Genomic DNA, 19,910 nt, shown 5'->3' with positions numbered 1-19,910 from the left:
AAATTCGCCGGTACCGAGATAATGCTGTATGTGATAATGATAGTAGGTATTATATTAGGTATCATAATTTTTAGCTGATCACTTTTTTATAAGCGTAACCGTGTAGTTATCAGCATCCTTTACCTTGTCGTAAAAATCAACAAAATCGTGGTATAGGTCTTTATTATATGTGCCATCTATTACCTGTATATGGCGCTTAAATATCAATTTACTACCGTTTAAAATCATGCTGGCTTTAAACGTGCCAAATGGTTTCTCTATAGAAACATCAAGTGGCATCATATCGGTAGCATAACCCTCGGGGATAGTATAAGCTATCTCGTCATCATCAGTATAACCGGAGTTTATATACAATGGTGTGTTTCGGTTACGAATATCCCTAACCGCACCTGATCTGTTTAGCGGGTTTATAGAGAAGTAAAATTTGTTATTATCTATATTTGCAAATCCGCTTGCGTTTAATTTAATATGCTCGGTTGTTTTAGGGTGCAGGCTTTTATCCTGGCTAAGTTCATATTTTTCAATATCAAGATTATTGATGGCAGTATAGGTTTTTTGTAAAGCTTTTACCTGTTCTGTAAACGGTTCGTTAACCATTTCTTCCTGGTTATTGTACTGCTCTCCCTCAAAAGTGGTGGTAATATCACCATTCAGCAAACCACTTTTGTCAATAACAAATGCAGCCTTACGCAATTGCAAATTGGTTTGCGCCGCATATTTTGGTGTATGCATTAGTTTGCCGCCTTGCGGTGTACAGGCTAATATTGTACGGTCGGAGGTAAAATCGCCTAAAAAGCCAAAAGGTATTTTTTGACTGGTGCATTCCAAGAAAGTAGTGTCGTTTTTTAAAGGGAGGCATAAAATTATATGATTACCCTGGCTCATTGTAGCAAAATCGTTCATCAGGCTTACTTTGCGCTCACCCGCTTGTACAACGCAATACCACGAGTCGATATCAACTGCTTTTAATAACGCCTGGGTGTAGTTAACCAACGCTTTACAATCGCCATAACTTAAACGGTCAACATCCGCAGCTAAAAACGGCTGATAACCACCTATGCCTACTTGCACACTTATATAGCGGGTTTTATTTTGCATATATTCATATACTTTTTGCGCCTTTAATTTAGTATCGGCAATGCCGGCGGTTAGTTGCTTCATGTGCTGAATGGTTTCAACAGGTAGTTCCTTTCGTTTTACTAAAAGCTTATCATAGTTCCATTGCCCTAATTGTTTCCAGTTGGTAAAGGTTCCGCTAATGCCCTCGTACTTAAAGCTTTCGGGAGCTATTTTTATCGAGCTGAAAAGTTGATCATTATTAGGGCTATAGGGCTCATACCGTATAGCTTTCAAATTATTTAATTGCCATGTATATGTTTTTAAGCCATTTGCCGCAGCAATTACGCTTTTAACGGGGATATTGATTTCTTTGAACCGTACTTTAAAGTCGGGTTTGCAGGTAAATGTAAACTTGCTTTTTTCTACTGCAAGGTTATAGTTATCAACAGGCTGCCAATCGTCAAAGTTTAGTGTTTGCTTGGTTTTTATCTCGTATTCATACTCTATAGTATATGGATAGGCGCCTATAGAGGGGATAAAATGTTTAACCCGCGTATCTTCAAATAACGAAAAGCTGTTAATAGCCGATTGATCCTGAAAGTCGCGCTCAGAAAATTTACCAACTGGTTTGCCAAACTCATTGTAGGTTTGGCCTTTAACAGATTTTATGATCCGGCTTTTATCATGCCATAAAACAATGCGTGCTATATCATCGCCATTTTTATTAAGTACGGTTATAGCGGTTTTAACATGGTATATGGTGTTATCATCATCATTTACAATAATATCAACCTCGTTATTACGCACAACCGCACTGGCATAGGGTAATAGCTCTTTCGGAATAAGGCTTACATCATAGTTTTGTTGTGCATTTGCAAAGTTATGCAGCAGTAATGTAAATAGGGTTATATATATAAGTTTCATTATTTTTTCCTGATCACTATTTCACTCTTTTCGGCTGCTATCGCTTTGTTATAAAACTCCTTTAGATAGGGGTATTCTTCGGGCATATAAACGGCATTGTTTAACTGCATAACTTTTGAATAATAAAAAACATCTCCCTCTTTTTTAAAGTCATTAAGGTATTGCCCACCTCTGTTAGGCAAGTTAATAGCCACCGTTTGTGGAGCGTTAGTAACTGAATAATTAGCGGGTAAATGCATTGTAAGTATATAACGGGTTTCTGATGGAACGCCCATTATAACAGGAAAGGTGCGTGTAGCTAATTTAAAAGGATTATTAATAAGTCTGTTTAAAATAATTGGATTAAATGCCATGTTGTTATTTAACTTGTCGTACAAATCAATTTCAACCTCGTATTTTTCGGCAAGTGGTTTATCTAAACTATCCAGATTAATAATTTCTGACTTTAGGATATGTGTTTTGATTAATTTTTCATCAAAATCTTCTATGTATTCATCAGTAGTATTAAATTTTTTTATAGCCTTTCTTTTTTCTAAGCCTTCATAGCCATAAGAATAGGTGGTGATTGTACCCTTTAATTTACCCGTGCTTTCCATTGTTAAATCAAGGGTAGTAGTAACGGATTTTTTGTATTTAGGTGTAATATCTATCCATTCTGATGGTTTATCAAGGCTCATTACTCGGCCTTGGTCGTTAAAACAATTTAGAGGTAACATACCAAAAGGCAATAAAGGGTCGGTGGCATCCAACAAGTATGTATCGCTACCAATTGTTGCTTTTGCAATTACATAGTCAAAATCTTCAGTAACTGGGTACACACGGTTTATTATGCCGTTGCCAAGTGTAGATAATAATACGGCTTCGGTGTTTATACCAGCATAATTTAATGCGTTTACTAATGCTAAATTAATATCACCTACGTTTCCGCTATGCTTATCAAAAGCCTTTCGTATGCTTTCCGAATTTATAGACCTAACGTTATCATAACGCATACTTTTTTGAATATAACTGTATACCGCTTTAGCTTTGTCTAAATCGTTGGTCTTGCCTGCAATAAGTGGAGCAATTGAGGCTTTGAAAATGTCTTTTTTTCTTAATTGGGCTCCAAAGTAATCAGATCTTTTAAAGGAATAGTCTACATCTTTCCATTCTTTAGTATACTTAGATTTTGCCCCGGTAAAAGGGTTAGTCCAGTCAGATAGTTGAAAATATATGCCTGATAAATAGGTTTTAGGTGAACCCATATAATCTTCCTCGGTAAAAGCAGGTATGTTACTCATTCCAAATACTATCAATGAGCAATCGGCTTTTGCAGATCCATTTATATAACATTCCTTTTCTACTTCGGTTGTATTTTTTGTTAATTGCAGTTCGCCTCTTATACTTGCGTTATAGTTCCAAAAAGCTGGTATATGAACTTCATACTCTGAATATTTAGAAGGAATATCCGACTGGAAATACCAATTAGGTAATCTCTCCCAATAAGGCGTTGTTAATTTGTAACGATACTCAATAATACAACCTTTACGCATATTAGGCATAGTAAATTTAGCAGTGCTCCAATAATTGTTATTTTTAACAAAAAATACGTTGTGCGGATCTAATTCGGCTGTTTTTACATTGCCATTATCATCTAAGTAAGTTGTTATGCCTTTTATTTCGGTTACAGTTTCGCTTGAATTTCCTTCCTCATGAAATGGAATTTCAACAGTGCCTTTATTAAAGGCTTTTTCATCTAATATCTTAATTTTTATATGAGCTTCAAACGTAATACGGGTGTATCCATCGCTCATTATATTAAATTGGCTTAAACCATGATCATTAATAACAAAGGCATGTGCAGATGTATCCGGGGCGTATTTTTTTAAATTTATTTCTTCCTGGCTCCATGTGCCATATGGGAAATCCTGAGCAAATAAACTGGTTGTACTAAAGGTTAATACCAAAAACAGGAGTATGGCTTTATTCATAAAATCAATAGTGTAATAAGGTTGGCATGAAGTTAAAAAAATATACCGGTATTTTAAATAGCAATCACTGTTGATAATTTTAAGAGTTTTGCCACCTTTGCATCATTGTTGCTCATCTGTAGAAAATGAAATTAAACTTAAAACGCCCGCTTGCTTTTTTTGACCTTGAAACTACCGGTACCAATATTGGGGCCGATAGGATAGTAGAAATATCTATCATAAAGCTAAACCCTGATGGTACCGAGGAGGTTAAAACATGGAAGGTACAGCCAGGAATACCTATCCCGTTGGAATCATCGTTAGTGCATGGTATTTACGATGAGCACGTTAAAGATGAGAAGCGTTTTCATGAGCTTGGTAAAGAAATAGCCGAATTTTTAGATGTGAGCGATTTAGCCGGTTATAACTCTAACAAGTTTGATATACCCATGCTTATGGAGGAGTTTTTACGTGCTGGTATTGATTTTAACCTGGATGAGCGCCATTTTGTAGATGTACAAAACATATTTCACCAAATGGAGCAGCGCACACTGAAGGCTGCCTACCAGTTTTATTGTGATAAGCAAATTATAAACGCCCACTCGGCCGAGGCTGATACCCGCGCTACAATGGAGGTGCTTTTGGCACAAATAGAGCGTTATGAAAATATAGAGTGGGAAGATAAAAAAGGCAACAAAAGTATCCCGGTTGTGGGTGACGTTGAAGCACTGCACAAATTTACAAACCTAAGCCGCCCCGTTGATTTTGCCGGACGAATGGTTTACAACGAGCAGGGCGAAGAATTGATAAACTTTGGTAAGCACAAAGGTAAAAGGGTAGAGGATGTATTAAACGTTGAACCCAGCTACTACTCGTGGATGATGCAGGGCGATTTCCCGCTATATACCAAGCGTAAACTGGAAGAGATATACAAACGCTGGAATGCTAAAAAAGTGGCTGAGAGGCAGCAATCAAGGCCTGTAGCGCAGCAACAAGGCGCCGGCCAGGCACCAGCCGCAAAGCCTGAAAATGCAAAACCGTCGTTTCAAAACAACAGCCCTAAGAGCAGCCCGCAAATAAACAATCAGTACAAAAAGAAAGAAGAACCCGCAAAGCCGGTTGACGACGATATGCTACAGCAACTGGCCATGAAGTTTAAGAAACAGTAGGTTAGGTTAGCTACTCGGTGTTGCGAAGAAACTCGATGTTCCTTTTTAATCCATCGAGTTTTGTACGTTTTACAGCTGAATTTTTAAAAACCTTATTGAATACATCAGTAGTAATATCTTCCCAATCCTGCTTTTTTAGGCCATGAAGGTCGGGGTGTGGTTGAAAGGCCGGTTGATTGTGCAGTACCGAGAACCTATTCCACGGGCAAACATCCTGGCAAATGTCGCAGCCAAACATCCAGTTGTCCATTTTACCTTTAAACTCCTGCGGTATCTCGTTTTTTAGCTCAATGGTGAGGTAGGATATGCACCGGCTGCCATCTACTATGTAAGGGCCAACAATGGCGTCGGTGGGGCAGGCATCAATGCAGCGTGTGCAATCGCCGCAATGGTCGGCGGTGGGTTCTAAATCGTACTGTAGCTCGATATCTACTATCAATTCGGCTAAAAAAAAGAACGATCCTGCCTTTTTACTTATCAGGTTGGTGTTTTTTCCTACCCAGCCCAGGCCGGCTTTTTTTGCCCATGCCTTATCAAGTACCGGGGCCGAATCTACAAATGCTCGGCCACCAACCTCGCCAATTTTTTGGTTTATAATGGCTAATAGTTGCTTTAGTTTATCCTTAATAACAAAATGGTAATCAGTACCATATGCATATTTGGATAGCTTTGGTGCAAATGGATCAAGCTGTGTTTGGTTGGTGTAATAGTTAAGGCCCAATGATATTACCGACTTTGCCCCGTCTACCAACAAACGCGGATCAAGGCGCTTGTCAAAGTGGTTTTCCATGTACTGCATCTCGCCGTGCATACCTTTGTTTAACCATGCTTCAAGGCGGGGGGCTTCTTCTTCTAAAAACCCGGCTTTGGCTATGCCGCAAAACAAAAAGCCCAGGTTTTTGGCCTCGGTTTTTATGAGTTGAGAATATGCCGACAGGTTTTGCTGCATGTGTTTATACTTTGTTCGTCCCGCTGTAAAGTATTCCAGTTTTTTTCACTTCAAGCGTAATTTTTTCCACTTTTTTGCACTTGTGCTGCTTACTAATATAATATTATTTTCGATATAAACAAGATGTATGTTGCAAAAACGAGCTTTAAAGCCAAATTGATGTGGCCATGACAAAGATAATTATTCACTACTGTTTTTTGTGACGGCATTGCCCATACCATTAAAAAATGGTATGGCTTTTGGTACTGTTATGTAAAACTAAATTATGCTACAATTCATAAACAACCTGGAGCCACATGTGGTGGGGATACATGCGATTGGCGAGGTGACGAAGGAAGATATGGAAACCGTTTTAATGCCCCGTATTGATGAACTGATAAAGCGCCAGGGCGAGATTAACTACCTGTTGGTATTAGAAACCGACGTTAAAAACTTTACAGTAGGTGCGTGGTGGAGCGACCTTAAGGTAGGATTGAAAAACTTTACCAAATGGAACAAAATAGCGGTAGTTACCGACCAAAAAAGCGTAGAGTGGTTTTCAGATGCCTTTAGGGTATTTATACCAGGTAAATCAAAAGGATTTACGCTTGATAAACTGGAAGAGGCCGTTAAATGGGTAACCGAAAAAGATGAAGAGACCATAAATAAATAAAAATAACACCTATGGAAAATAAACCCGAAGGATTTGACCGTGCCAATGGCCAAGGTCAGAATCATGACACAGAAGGCAATATTGCCAACGTAAATAACGACACGCTTAAGCAGGATGTAAACGACAAGGATCTGGCTGAGAAAGTACCCACAGTTGTGCCCGAAAGTGAAACACCTGAAGAGGATACCTCAACTGGCGAAAACTCCTCCAACAAAGGGCAGGGGCCTGCCGGAGAAAATTTATAGTAAGCAAAAGCCTTCCCTTAAAACCGGGAAGGCTTCTTAGTTACCGTTGTGGTAAAATAGCGGGTTGGCGTAGGTGGCTTCGCTGAGTATTAAAGTGCCGTCGGTTTTAAATATGCCGGCTTTGCGCAAATCAAACCTTACGCCGTTAGCTTTATCCTTTAAGCCTATTACATCGTACTCCACTATCACCGTCGAATCTTTAACTATCATATTATCTACCAGGTATTTGGCATCCGGTGATACATAAAACTCTAAATGGAATATCTGATCGGCGCCTGACGGGCCTGTGGTAACTCCCTTCCACTCGGCAGTTGATATGCGTGCCTTGGGTGCATATTGTGCCGATAATGATTTTAGCTCGTGCTCGTTCATCAATTTAAAATGCTCGGTAATGAGTGCCTGCGACCGTGTGGCAATATCAGTTGTGGTGGTATCTGCTTTTTTACTTTGGCAAGCCGCGCAAAACAAAACAATAAACAGAATGATAGGGGCAGGGTATCTAAAAATCATGGTTAAATATAAAAAGATAATTAAATAAAATGGCCCTCTTTCGTAATTCAAAGGAGGGCCATTTTATTTATGCTTTGTTGTTTTTTAGAAGCTGTTCCTAACCGAGTTGCCAAAGGTTTTGGTGCTCCAGTAGCCGCTGTCTAAAATGCGCCTAACCGTCATTAACGGATAATCGGGGTCGCGTTTATCAGCCAATTGGAAAGCTATCCTGAACCCTTTATTTTGTATCTCGGGCAGTACAGGCTTTTTCCATATGCCAAAGGGGTATGCAAAGTAGTTTATTTTTTTGCCGGTAATTTCTTCCAGCTTTTTGGTTGGTTTATCTATTTGGGTAACCCAATCGTCAACAGGCCTGTTAGTTATTTTACCATTTTTACCTATTATCTTTAAGTTAGAGTTGTGCGAATATTTATCTACGCGATGGTGGTCCCAGGTATGGCTGCCAATCACGTTGCCATCGTCAGATAGCTTTTTTACCATGTCGGCCGTCATGTAATGCGGGCGGCCAATAGATACGGTCATTACAAAATAAACCGCCTTAAAGCCGTATTTTTTCAATTCAGGCGCAGCAATGGTAAACTGGTCAAGGTCGGTATCATCAAACGTTAGCATGATGGGTTTTTTTGGCAATGGCGCGCCAGTTGTAAGGTAATTGTACAATTGGTCGGGCAGTATGGTGTGGTAACCGCTATCGGCAAGCATTTTTATATGCTCTTTAAAAGCGGCAATTTGTACAATATAATCTTTAGCGTTTTTAGAGTCGGTGGCCTTCCAGTCGCGTATTTGGTGATAGCAAACAATAGGCACCTGTTTACGCGCCATTACAGCTGCCTTATCAATAGGTCCGGTGGATAATTTAGCAACAGGCGAATCGGACGTAGTAGCAACCGAATCGCCCTTTTTTTCCTGGTTAGCGGCTGGTTTTGATTGGCAAGAAACGATGCCCAGGGTGCAAAAGGATAATACTGTAATAAATTGTTTTAACATATTGTGTTTGGATGGATGTATGTATTTAAGGAGGGCTAAAATAGGATTAATTATAGTATATATTAATTAGCGGATAAATTATTGTTGCTGTAATTACAATACAATGCGTTTGCCTTCGGCAACTGATCTTTTAGCGGCATCTAATATCGCCATTACTATCATATTATACTTTAACGACGACCTATCGGTAATACCTAAAAGCCTGTTTTGCATAACAGCTTGCAGGTAGGTTGACGGGTTATCTGATGGTTGTGTTAGCGGTGCCGCTTTAACGGTGGTTGAGCTATCTTTAAGCCTGAACACAACGTTGTCTTTATCCAAAGCATGCAAATAACCTTCATCACCAAAAACTTCCAGATCCTTAATGGAGAATGGCCAGTTCCACGATGCTTCAATAATACCCGTAGCCGTTGGGTATTCAATAATTATGGTTGCGTCATCGTCTACCTTAGGGTAGGTTTGTAGTTTATAATGCCGGGTAACAGCAGTAACGGCAATTGGCTTTTGCCCTTCCATTAACCAGGTCATCAAATCGGCGCCGTAGCAGCCAAAATCCATTATGGCACCACCACCATTCAGGTCGGGGTCGGTTAGCCAGCTAACAAACTCTTTACTGCAGCCTATCTCTTTTGGCCCCTGGTGCCCGTCGTGCACCACCATCTTCCTTATCTGGCCTATGCTATCCTTAGCAGCCACGTTGTATACATGTTCGTATGATGGGTACCAGGTGGTTTCGTAATTGGTAAGCAGTTTTATGTAGTATTTAAGTGCTAAAAACTCCATCCTTTTAGCTTGTGCAAGGGTGGCCGCCAATGGTTTTTCTACCATTACCGATATACCTAAAGGGGCGCAAATTTCTACAATATCAATATGTTTGGCAACCGCGTTGTAACCCAAAACCGCTTGCGGCTTTTTTGCGGTTACCATCTTTTTCAGATCATCAAACAGGATAGAATCGGGCAGGTTATATTGTTTTTGATACCTGTCGCGCAGTTGCTTATCAGGCTCGGCAATACCCACAATAATAACTTTCCCTTCTTTGTAATCGTTAAGGATATTGTGCACATGGTCATGCGATAAACCTGCTACACCCAGCTTTAAAGTGCTTAATTGTACAACGGGCGCTACAGCAACGGTAGCAGCAGCCGGAGCCGCTGTAGCCGGTTTTGCAACAGGTGTAGTTTGCGCAACTAATTTGCCCGAAATCAATAACAGGCATACAATAGCCTTTATATATCTCATTGGTGTGCTATTTCTCGGTTGATAATGAATAAGGAACATCCTGCGGTTTTGTGCCACGTAATTTATTAGGCTGTGCCGACATGTTAAAATTAAGCACGCTACCCTGCAACAGCGCGGTATGGCTTAACCAGTTATAATCGTATGGTTTGCCATTTACTGTTAAAGTATTAACGTATTTATTTGCGGCGCTATTGTTTGGCGCGTTAATTACAACCTGCTTTCCGTTCTCAAGGGTTACGGTAACTTTGCTGAACAGCGGCGCACCTATTACATACTGGTTACTGCCGGGACATACCGGGTAAAAACCCATTGCCGAAAATATATACCAGGCTGATGTTTGGCCGTTATCCTCGTCGCCGCAATAGCCATCAGGTGTAGCTTTGTACAATTTGTTCATTACATCGCGCACATGTAGTTGTGTTTTCCATGGCTGGCCGGCGTAATTATACAGATAGATCATGTGCTGTATAGGCTGGTTGCCATGCGCATACTGGCCCATGCCCGCTATTTGCATTTCTCTAATCTCATGTATCACTTCGCCATAATAGCTATCGTCAAATATTGGCGGTAAGGTCCATATCGAATCCAGTTTGGCTACAAATTTTGGTTTGCCGCCCATCAGATCAATTAAACCCTGTATATCATGAAAAACGCTCCAGGTATAGTGCAGGCTGTTACCCTCGGTAAAGGCATCGCCCCATTTATACGGACTAAAAGGACTTTGAAATTTGCCGTCTTTATTTTTACCACGCATCCAGCCTGTTGATGGGTCGAACAGGTTTTTATAGTTCATGCTGCGTTTTTTATACACATCGGTTTCTGATGCCGGTTTGCCCAAGGCTTTACCTAATTTATATATGCTAAAATCATCAAAGGCATACTCCAGCGTACGTGCGGCGTTCTCGTTTATTTTAACATCGTATGGTACGTAGCCTAAATCGTTATAGTATTGCACACCATCGCGGCCGGTAGCTGCAGGCCCATCGTTATTGGCGCCATGTACCAGTGCTTCGTAAAGCTTATTGATATCATAACCGCGGCCGCCTTTTAGGTAAGCATCGGCCACTACGGATGCGGAGTTGTTACCCACCATTACGTCAGAATAGCCGGGGCTGCTCCACTCGGGCAACCAGCCGCCTTCTTTATAATCGTTTATAAGGCCTTCCTGCATTTCTTTGTTTATAGATGGATAAACCAGGTTAAGGAAGGGGTATAAGGCCCTAAAGGTATCCCAAAATCCTGTGCCGGCAAATTTATAGCCCGGCAGTATCTGTCCGTTTTGGGCACTGTAGTGCATTATTTTACCTTTAGCATCTACCTCGTACATTTTGTTTGGAAAAAACAGCATGCGGTATAAGCATGAGTAAAATGTACGTGTCTGATCTACCGAACCACCCTCAACGGCTAAGCGGCTGAGCGTTTTGTTCCATACCGCTTTGGCTTTTGTTTCGGTGGCATCAAAGCTATCATTGCCTACCTCGCGCTGTAAGCTTACCTCGGCCTGCTCAATACTGATGAAAGATGAGGCTACGCGCAAATGTACACGCTCGCCTTGTTGTGTTTTAAAACCAATAACGGCACTGGCATGCTTAGCCGATAGTTCAAGGCCATCATTTAAAGTGCTGTCGCTGTAAACCTGGGCCAGGGTAATTGGCTTATCTACATAAATAACAAAGTAGTTTTTAAAGTTTTTTAACGGACCTCGCGCGTATTTAGTAGAGTAACCCACTATCTTTTTTTCGCCGGGTATTACCTTAATATACGATCCGCGATCGAACGCATCAATTACAATGTACGAGCTATCTGTTTTTGGATACGTGAATCTAAACTGGGCACTGCGCTCGGTAGGGGTAATCTCGGTTGTAATATCATGGTCGGCCAGGTAAACGCTGTAATAATAAGGTTTAGCCACCTCAGCCTTGTGCGAAAACCAGCTGGCGCGGCCATATTGCGATACCTTTAATTTGCCGGTTATCGGCATTATGGCAAACTGCCCGTAATCGTTCATCCATGGCGATGGCTGGTGGGTTTGTTTAAAGCCGTTTATTTTATAAGCATCGTAGGTGTATTGCCACCCGTCGCCCATTTTACCGGTTTGCGGTGTCCAAAAGTTCATTCCCCAGGGCAGTGCAATGGCCGGGTAGGTATTACCATTACTTAGGTCGTATTTAGATTGCGTGCCCATTAAAGGGTTTATCCATTCCACCGGGTCGGCTATTTTGCCAACCTTTTGTGCAAACGAGTTTAAAGAAAAAGCAAGGGTAATTAATAATAAGAGTTTTTTCATTGGTGTATTTGTAGTAGTGTAGTTTTTAAAACAATGATGGATTGCCGCCTAATTTTATTTTGCCCAAGTGCCTGTAAGCACTTTCGGTAGCTTCGCGGCCGCGGGCGGTACGCATTAAAAAACCTTCCTGTATCAAAAAAGGTTCGTAAACTTCTTCAATTGTACCTTCATCTTCGCCTACGGCAGTAGCAATGGTTTTTAGGCCTACAGGGCCGCCTTTAAACTTATCAATAATGGTAGTGAGTATTTTATTGTCCATCTCGTCCAGGCCGTGTTCATCAACGTTTAATGCGTTAAGGGCATATTGGGCTATAGCGGTATCAATACGGCCATCGCCTTTTATCTGGGCAAAATCGCGTGTGCGGCGCAGCAGTGCGTTGGCTATGCGAGGGGTGCCACGGCTGCGGCGTGCAATTTCATAAGCGCCCTCGTCGCTTATAGGCGTTTTTAATATAGATGCCGAGCGCAGTACAATTGTGGTTAGCAGTTTGGCATCATAATACTCCAGGCGGCTGTTTATACCAAACCTTGCCCTTAAGGGCGCGGTAAGCAGGCCAGACCGTGTGGTAGCGCCTACCAGGGTAAAAGGGTTAAGTGATATTTGCACCGAACGGGCATTTGGGCCGCTCTCCAGCATTATATCTATTTTAAAATCCTCCATTGCCGAGTATAAATACTCTTCAACCAGGGGGCTTAAACGGTGTATTTCATCAATAAAAAGTATGTCGCCTGTTTCCAGGTTGGTTAACAGGCCGGCAAGGTCGCCGGGTTTATCCAAAACAGGGCCCGATGTTATTTTTATGCCAACGCCCATTTCGTTGGCGATGATGTGCGATAGGGTTGTTTTCCCTAAGCCGGGAGGGCCGTGCAGTAGCACATGATCCAGTGCTTCGGCGCGTTGGCGGGCCGCCTGCACAAATACGCGCAGGTTAGCTAAAATTTTATGCTGACCTGTAAAATCTTCAAATGCCTGCGGGCGTAAAACTTTTTCGATGTCCCGTTCGGCAGGAGAGAGGCTTTCGCGTTCCGGATCAAGATTTTCATTCATCAACAGCGAAATTAGTGTTATTTTTTTAAGTGCGGAAGTTTGGCGAAACGAAAGTGCGGGCTACAAATGCAATTAATTTGTTACTATCCTTCGGGGTACTTTCTAAAAATGCTGTTGATCTTCATTTGTATAACCCCAATAAACGCTTCCTTAAAAATACCCGATGACATTTTTGAGGTGCCGGCCGTGCGGTCGGTAAATATAATGGGTATCTCTACCACATTAAAGCCATGCTTAATGGTGGTGTATTTCATCTCTATCTGAAAGGCGTAGCCAACAAATTTTATTTTATTAAGCCGTATAGTCTCCAGCACTTTGCGCTTGTAACACATAAAACCGGCTGTAGAATCCTGTATGTTTATACCCGTTATAAAACGCACGTACACCGATGCAAAGTAGCTCATTAGCACCCTGCTCATAGGCCAGTTAACCACATTAACACCCTTTATATAGCGGGAGCCTACCGCCGCGTCGGCACCGTCGATACAAGCCTGCCTAAGCCTTAAAAGGTCGTCGGGGTTGTGCGAGAAATCGGCATCCATCTCGAAGATGTAGTCGTATTTATGGTCGATAGCCCATTTAAAACCATGTATGTAAGCTGTGCCTAAGCCCTGTTTGCCGCCGCGTTCAACAATAAATAATTTTTCGGAATAATCTTTTTGCAGCGGTTTTACAATGTTTGCTGTGCCATCAGGCGATCCGTCATCTATTACAAGCAGATGAAAATCGTGATTTAAAGAAAATATCTTATGGATCATCCGTTCGATATTCTCTTTTTCGTTATAGGTAGGAATAATAACAATACTATCAGGCACTTATATGCAGTTTGGTTTTTTTAAAGAACGCAGCTAAAATAATTTAATTTTATATGGCTTAAAAATAAAAAGCAGGAAAGTGGTGTGCTTCCCTGCTTATCATATGAATTAGTTTAGCTTAAAGCCTGTTTGTGTCAGAAATAACCTCGTTTTCTATATAAGGGTCGGTAATGTAGTTCCGCTCTTTTAATCGCGGAGAAATAATCATGAACGCAATTATAAACACACCTATAAAGGCTACAAAGAACCATTCGTAATTGGCACCTTTTAAGTTTGTGGCCCACCAGCCGCCACCTTCAATAAGCCCGTTAACAGAGGCTGTTATCAGGTTGCCAAACGATACCACCAGGAACCATATACCGGTCATGGTGCTTTTCATTGATTTTGGCGAATGGGTATAAGCATACTCTAAACCGGTAATAGATACCAAAACTTCGGCTGCTGATAATATCATAAACGCCAGTACCTGCCACCAAATGGATGGCGAACCGCCATGATCAAGACTGGTGTGTATAACGCCAATTACCACAAATGATAAAGCGGTTAACACTAACCCCGTACCAAGCCTGCGCAAGGGTGTTGTTTTTAGTCCCCGTTTATCGAGCCACGGATATATTACATAGTTAAACAGCGGGATAAACAGGAGCAGGAATACGGTGTTAAAGGTTGACAACTGACCAGGATATATGGTGAATTTGGTAAAACCAAGGTTGATGACACGATCCATTTTTTCGGCATACAGCGTCCATTCAGATAAACATTGATCCCAAACAGCCCAAAATGCCAGCGCGAAAAAGAATACCGACATAACCCGGTACACGGCTTTAACACCTTCAACACGCTCAGGGTCGTAACTTTCTTTAGCAACATCAAGTAACGACTGGCCCGGTTGCTTTTTGCCTGAATGGGTTATGGCATACCAGGTTATAAAAACCAGGTTATTACGATTTACGCCCTGCGGAGGCACCTTTACATATTTTTTACGGCCCGAGAAGAAGATGATGGTAGCCAGCGCCATCAATAAGCCGGGGATACCGAACGCCCATTTAGGCCCAAAGTGCTCATAAGTCCATGGGATAGCTACGGTTGAAATCATAGAGCCGGCATTGATACTGAAATAGAACCAGCCGTAAACTTTTGAAAGCAGGTCCTGATTGGTAGCATCAAACTGATCGCCAACGTTAGCAGATACACATGATTTGATACCGCCGGCGCCAATTGCAACCACAAGCAAACCTAATTCAAAACCAGTTAGGCCACCATCAAACGTTGCCAGCATTAAATGCCCGATGCAGTAAATTATAGATACATATAAAATAAGCTTGTATTTGCCGGTAAACCAGTCGGCTATCATGCCGCCTACAAATGGCAAAGCATAGGCCACCATCACAAACAGATGGTGCAGCTTATTAGCATGCGCATTAGCCTGGTCGGTTAACGCAGCATTATCAGTAGGATTAAAAAATTGGTTCACTAAAAACAGCGTGAGTACAGAACGCATTCCATAAAAACTAAAGCGCTCTGCGGCTTCGTTCCCGATAATAAACGGGACACTCTTGGGGAATCTTGATTTTGGCTTTGCCGGAGCGGCTGATGGTATGGTTTCTGACATATAAGTGTGAACTGTTTTTTTGTCTAAAGTACTATAATTAAATTAATCCGAATTTTTATACTGAAATTATTACAATAACTTATAGTAATGCTGGCTTAGGCGGGCATTACCACTTGTTTAATTTTGTGAACTGCCTTTATCAATAAGTGACTGTTTCTTAGGGTCGATATAGGTTGCGTCCCGGTCTTCGGGGATGTTGCGCATATCTAAATTTTCTACATATACCCATTTGCCGTTTTTTAACTGGTAACCATCATAAGTTAAGTCGGGCCCATATGTTTCGGGCTGGTCTTTCATCTTTTTATCGGGCGGTGACAGGTGGTCGAACACAATCAAATGCTGATCCGGCACGTATCTTAACAGCATTGATGCCTGGCGGGTGTACTGGAAAATTACCCTGTTACGGGTTTTGCTGTTCCCGGCAAATACGGGCATGCCTAACACCGGCTTATCATCACGGTTAAAGGATAATGCTTCGATCACTTTTTTGGTAGATTTTACGTTGTTGCCTTTCCAGCCCAGTAATACGTAGTAGGGCTTTGGCGCGTCAACCCTTAATATTTTATAGTACTGTGCACCATACCATTTACGGTTATCGGTTACCGAGTCTTCGGGGTTTTGTAATAGGGGAGAATAATCTTCCAATGGGTACATTAACAGCTTGCCGCCGGTATTCATTTGTATGGTGCCGTAAAAGCGGTAGCTGCCATCCATGTTCATGATGTGCCAGCTAAATACACGAAAACGGTTATCTGGTGCATTAATAATGCTTACGCTTTTTACCGAATCGAAGGGGTAATTAAAGGAGTTAGGCATGCGTAGCGCGCCAACTAATAGCTTTATGAATTTGTAGTTAGCGTTTTTACGCTCCAGGTCGTCGGGGTCGTTAATGAATTTTTTACCTAATGATGCAAGGCTATCCTGGTAGGCGCCAAGGGTTTTTAAATTGTATTCGTCGGCATGCTGTGCAAACGAGGGCACACTATAAACCAACAGACAGAAAAATGCTAAAAGTAAACCCTTCATTAAACGTTTTTGAAAATGTTACGCGGTATCAACGTATTATTTAAGCAGAAATTATAGCCAATTATTTAACCTAAGTTTTCAATAACCATTGCGCTGGCACCACCGCCACCGTTACAGATGCCAGCTGCACCTAATTTACCACTATTTTGCTGTAAAACGTGTATTAGGGTTACAATGATACGGGCACCCGATGCACCCAGCGGATGCCCGATAGCCACTGCGCCACCATTAACATTCACTTTGTTTGCATCCAGTTGCAATAGCTTGTTATTGGCAAGTGCAACTACCGAAAACGCTTCGTTGATCTCGAAGAAATCGATATCTGCTGCTGATAAGCCTGCTTTATGCAAAGCCAGCGGGATAGCCTTAGCGGGTGCTGTAGTAAAATACTCGGGGGCTTGCTGTGCATCAGCAAAGGAAACTATTTTGGCTAAAGGTTTTATGCCCATCGCTTCCGCTTTTTCTTTACTCATTAATATTAAGGCGGCAGCACCATCATTCAGGGTTGATGCATTGGCTGCAGTTACCATTCCATCTTTTTTAAATACCGGTTTAAGCGTAGGTATCTTGTCGAATTTTACGGTGTTGGGTTCCTCGTCATCGGCAAATAAGGTAACCTCACCTTTTTTATCCTTTAATTCAACAGGGGTAATTTCTGCTTTAAATTTGCCATCGGCCTGTGCTTTTTGCGCTCGTTGGTACGATTCTACTGCAAATGCATCCTGTTCTTCACGGGTTACGTTGCAATCTACCGCGCATAGTTCGGCGGCCGATCCCATGTGATAGTCGTTATAAACGTCCCAAAGGCCATCTTTTACAAGGCCATCGGTTATTTGTCCGTTACCTAAGCGGTAACCGTTGCGTGCTTTATCTAAATAATAAGGTACGTTGCTCATGCTTTCCATACCGCCGGCCAATACAATATCGTTATCGCAATTGGCAATGCTTTGTGCAGCCAACATAATGGCTTTCATACCCGATGCGCATACTTTGTTTATGGTAGTTGCAGGTAAGTAGGGTAGGCCGGCAAAAACGGCGGCTTGTGTAGCAGGTGCCTGGCCTAAATTGGCCGATAGCACATTGCCCATATATACTTCCTGTATATCGGTTGTTTTTAGCCCGGCTTTTTCAATAGCCGATTTTATAACAACCGCGCCTAATTGCGTAGCCGATTGTGATGCCAAACTGCCGCCGAAGCTACCGATTGGGGTGCGCGTTGCCGATACAATATATACTTCTTTCATGATGTATGGTGTACTTTATAATGGTGGGGCAAATTTATAAAATTTGCTTAAAGGATAACGCTTTTACAGTAATTTATTATGCATGCATAATAAATTACCTATTCTAACATGCGCTGCCTGTTTATTACACAACGTATCCCTGCAAAAATAATCGCGTCAAAAGCCGGTACATCGGCAGGTTTCCTGTAAATATTTATACTGATCAATGATTGCCCGTTACCATCAAAATCAATTAACTGGTAATTATTACTATCAACTATCACGTAGTACATGGTATTGAATGACGGGTTGTAAAAATCGCCCTCAAAACTATCGTTTAATTTAAAACGGGTTTTATTGCTAAATAATTTCGAATCTGCGTAGCCAAGTATTTTTTCGTCCGTTGTTTTTATAGTAAAATCGCTAAAAGTGGAGCCTGTTGTAATGATACTAACGTTATATGCCTCATAGTTTAACGCTGTGGAGAATATGCCATCCTGATACACCCTGGCATAGCAGTTTTTGTTATCGGTTAATTCGTATTCTTCTTTCCACCAATCTTTTTTAACCAGCCATAACTGATGCCCTTCAAACTGTTCAAAGCTTGTGTAAGTACTCATGCGTTGTAGTTAAACGTCCTTTTTCTTCCTAACCGATTTTTTTCGTGCTCGCAATGCTTCCTGCAGTAAGTATTCTATCTGCCCGTTGGTGCTGCGGAATTCATCGGCACCCCATGCCTCAATCTCTTTAAGCACATCAGGATTTATCCTTAATACAAAAGCTTTTTTTTCTGCCATATATTTAGCTTGCTGCTGCTGCTTGTTCCTGCCGTATTAACATTGCATTTACACCTATCAGCATTAATAAGGGCAGGGGTGGCCTGTCGCTTATCTGCAAAGTTTGATCGAATGTGATGACGTAGGGCTTTTTTATACCGAACGCCTTTTGTTTTATCTGTAGTATGTCGCCATACATCTCGTGCGTTAATACATAAGCCATCGAAAAAAGCTTTTTATAGTTAAAAAACGCCCTAAAGCCATTGTCCATTTGCAGGTCAATATTTCTTTTCCAGGTGGCGGGTATTAAAGTGCCAATGGTTTCATCCTCGCCTTTAACAATCAACGACGATCGTTTGAACAGGCCTTTGCATTTTATAGTCCAGGTGCCTTCAGCAGTTTCAATGGTTGCCCTTCGGCTAAACAAACTTTTACGGTATAGTTTGCCATAGATAAACTGCTCATCCGTAAGTTCGTAATACGGTTTAAACCATTTATGCCTGGTAATAAACAGTTCGTTGGTTTTTAACTGATCGAAATTTCTGAAATCGTTCGTCATCTTAGTGATATAATGTACCTGTGTTTACAATAGGCTGTACGCTATGGTCGCCGCAAAGCACCACCAACAGGTTACTCACCATTGCAGCTTTGCGTTCTTCATCCAATTCGATAATATTCTTTTCTTCCATTTTATTCAGGGCCATTTCTACCATCCCTACCGCACCTTCAACAATAAGCCTGCGGGCTGCTATTATAGCCGATGCTTGCTGGCGTTGTAACATGGCATGCGCAATTTCGGGCGCGTAGGCCAGATGCGATATACGGGCTTCTAATACCTCTATCCCGGCACGGTCTAAACGGTCGTTAAGTTCCTGCTCCAGCATTTGGCTTACCTGCTCGGCACCGCCGCGCAGGGTTATGCTGGCGGTTTCATCCTCAATATGGTCATAAGGGAACGAGTTAGCCAGGTGCCTAACAGCGGCCTCGCTTTGAATGTTCACATATTGCAGGTAGTTTTCTACCGAGAACACGGCTTTGGCGGTATCTTTTATCTGCCAAACAATAACCGCGGCAATTTCAATAGGGTTACCCACACTATCGTTAACTTTTAGTTGCTGGCCGTTAAGGTTAAACGCCTTTAATGATACTTTCTTTTTTACAGTAAAAGGGTTCACCCAGAAAAAGCCGTCCTGCTTAACCGTGCCGGTGTATTTACCAAACAAGGTTAACACTTTACTCTCGTTGGGGTTTACTATGGCCAGCCCCGGTAGTATAAAAACAAAGTTGATAACGCATATTATTGCGCCTATAATGGGCTCTTTGGCCCAAAAACAAAAGGCAGATACGCCGGTAAGCACAAGTACTAAAACAAAGGCCAGGTAGCCTGATGGTGCTGTGATAACTTTTTCGGTATTCATGGTTTTGATTGATTTAAAA

The 19,910-nt window shown here is 41.7% G+C and carries 19 protein-coding genes; 3 read left to right on the top strand and 16 right to left on the bottom strand.

Annotated elements, in window-relative coordinates:
- Positions 1 to 78: 78 nt before the first annotated feature.
- The gene (locus FFF34_006835) at positions 79 to 1,983 is read right to left on the bottom strand and encodes a DUF3857 domain-containing protein (protein TSD67103.1); all 1,905 of its coding nucleotides are present in this window, start codon (positions 1,981 to 1,983) and stop codon (positions 79 to 81) included.
- Positions 1,983 to 3,953: a DUF3857 domain-containing protein gene (locus tag FFF34_006830; GenBank protein ID TSD67102.1), complete on the bottom strand. Its 1,971-nt coding sequence runs from the start codon at positions 3,951 to 3,953 to the stop codon at positions 1,983 to 1,985. The genes FFF34_006835 and FFF34_006830 overlap by 1 nt, the downstream gene beginning before the upstream one ends.
- Positions 3,954 to 4,078: 125 nt before the next feature.
- Here FFF34_006830 and FFF34_006825 point away from each other — a divergent pair, with 125 nt between their 5' ends.
- On the top strand, positions 4,079 to 5,101 hold the full coding sequence (locus FFF34_006825; GenBank protein ID TSD67101.1) for a 3'-5' exonuclease: 1,023 nt from the start codon (positions 4,079 to 4,081) through the stop codon (positions 5,099 to 5,101).
- Positions 5,102 to 5,111: 10 nt separating this feature from the next.
- Here the strand turns inward: FFF34_006825 and queG are convergent, their stop codons facing one another.
- On the bottom strand, positions 5,112 to 6,050 hold the full coding sequence (gene queG, locus FFF34_006820; GenBank protein TSD67100.1) for a tRNA epoxyqueuosine(34) reductase QueG: 939 nt from the start codon (positions 6,048 to 6,050) through the stop codon (positions 5,112 to 5,114).
- A gap of 265 nt (positions 6,051 to 6,315) precedes the next feature.
- On the opposite strand from queG, the gene FFF34_006815 reads away from it, so the two are divergent.
- Positions 6,316 to 6,702 (top strand): STAS/SEC14 domain-containing protein, encoded by a 387-nt coding sequence (locus FFF34_006815; protein ID TSD67099.1) that lies wholly within the window; start codon positions 6,316 to 6,318, stop codon positions 6,700 to 6,702.
- Positions 6,703 to 6,713: 11 nt separating this feature from the next.
- Positions 6,714 to 6,947, top strand: coding sequence for a hypothetical protein (locus FFF34_006810; GenBank protein ID TSD67098.1), 234 nt, complete (start codon positions 6,714 to 6,716; stop codon positions 6,945 to 6,947).
- Positions 6,948 to 6,983: 36 nt separating this feature from the next.
- On the opposite strand, the gene FFF34_006805 is transcribed toward FFF34_006810, so the two are convergent.
- The 13 genes from FFF34_006805 to FFF34_006745 form a co-directional block, all read right to left on the bottom strand.
- Positions 6,984 to 7,457 (bottom strand): hypothetical protein, encoded by a 474-nt coding sequence (locus FFF34_006805; protein ID TSD67097.1) that lies wholly within the window; start codon positions 7,455 to 7,457, stop codon positions 6,984 to 6,986.
- A gap of 84 nt (positions 7,458 to 7,541) precedes the next feature.
- A complete protein-coding gene (locus FFF34_006800; GenBank protein TSD67096.1) occupies positions 7,542 to 8,444 on the bottom strand; it encodes a polysaccharide deacetylase family protein in 903 nt (300 codons plus the stop codon).
- A 93-nt stretch (positions 8,445 to 8,537) separates the two neighbouring features.
- Complete coding sequence (locus tag FFF34_006795) at positions 8,538 to 9,686, bottom strand: Gfo/Idh/MocA family oxidoreductase (protein ID TSD67095.1); 1,149 nt, start codon at positions 9,684 to 9,686, stop codon at positions 8,538 to 8,540.
- 7 nt (positions 9,687 to 9,693) lie between these two features.
- Complete coding sequence (locus tag FFF34_006790; protein TSD67094.1) at positions 9,694 to 11,973, bottom strand: glycoside hydrolase family 92 protein; 2,280 nt, start codon at positions 11,971 to 11,973, stop codon at positions 9,694 to 9,696.
- A 25-nt stretch (positions 11,974 to 11,998) separates the two neighbouring features.
- Positions 11,999 to 13,021 (bottom strand): Holliday junction branch migration DNA helicase RuvB, encoded by a 1,023-nt coding sequence (gene ruvB, locus FFF34_006785; protein TSD67093.1) that lies wholly within the window; start codon positions 13,019 to 13,021, stop codon positions 11,999 to 12,001.
- Positions 13,022 to 13,104: 83 nt separating this feature from the next.
- Positions 13,105 to 13,836: a polyprenol monophosphomannose synthase gene (locus FFF34_006780; GenBank protein TSD67092.1), complete on the bottom strand. Its 732-nt coding sequence runs from the start codon at positions 13,834 to 13,836 to the stop codon at positions 13,105 to 13,107.
- A 118-nt stretch (positions 13,837 to 13,954) separates the two neighbouring features.
- The gene (locus tag FFF34_006775) at positions 13,955 to 15,448 is read right to left on the bottom strand and encodes a POT family MFS transporter (protein TSD67091.1); all 1,494 of its coding nucleotides are present in this window, start codon (positions 15,446 to 15,448) and stop codon (positions 13,955 to 13,957) included.
- Positions 15,449 to 15,565: 117 nt separating this feature from the next.
- Positions 15,566 to 16,474, bottom strand: coding sequence for a hypothetical protein (locus tag FFF34_006770; GenBank protein TSD67090.1), 909 nt, complete (start codon positions 16,472 to 16,474; stop codon positions 15,566 to 15,568).
- 65 nt (positions 16,475 to 16,539) lie between these two features.
- Positions 16,540 to 17,718, bottom strand: coding sequence for an acetyl-CoA C-acyltransferase (locus FFF34_006765; GenBank protein ID TSD67089.1), 1,179 nt, complete (start codon positions 17,716 to 17,718; stop codon positions 16,540 to 16,542).
- Positions 17,719 to 17,816: 98 nt separating this feature from the next.
- A complete protein-coding gene (locus FFF34_006760) occupies positions 17,817 to 18,317 on the bottom strand; it encodes a hypothetical protein (GenBank protein TSD67088.1) in 501 nt (166 codons plus the stop codon).
- 9 nt (positions 18,318 to 18,326) lie between these two features.
- Entirely contained in the window at positions 18,327 to 18,494 is a 168-nt protein-coding gene (locus FFF34_006755; protein ID TSD67087.1) for an Arc family DNA binding domain-containing protein, read from the bottom strand.
- 4 nt (positions 18,495 to 18,498) lie between these two features.
- Positions 18,499 to 19,032 carry a hypothetical protein gene (locus FFF34_006750; protein TSD67086.1) on the bottom strand — a complete coding sequence of 178 codons (534 nt, stop codon included), beginning with the start codon at positions 19,030 to 19,032 and terminating at the stop codon, positions 18,499 to 18,501.
- A 1-nt stretch (position 19,033) separates the two neighbouring features.
- Positions 19,034 to 19,891 carry an SPFH domain-containing protein gene (locus FFF34_006745; GenBank protein TSD67085.1) on the bottom strand — a complete coding sequence of 286 codons (858 nt, stop codon included), beginning with the start codon at positions 19,889 to 19,891 and terminating at the stop codon, positions 19,034 to 19,036.
- Between the last annotated feature and the right edge of the window lie 19 nt (positions 19,892 to 19,910).

Origin of the sequence: Inquilinus sp. KBS0705 (genome assembly GCA_005938025.2) — a bacterium.
Taxonomy (GTDB): domain Bacteria; phylum Bacteroidota; class Bacteroidia; order Sphingobacteriales; family Sphingobacteriaceae; genus Mucilaginibacter.
This window is presented reverse-complemented; position numbering and strand designations above follow the sequence as displayed.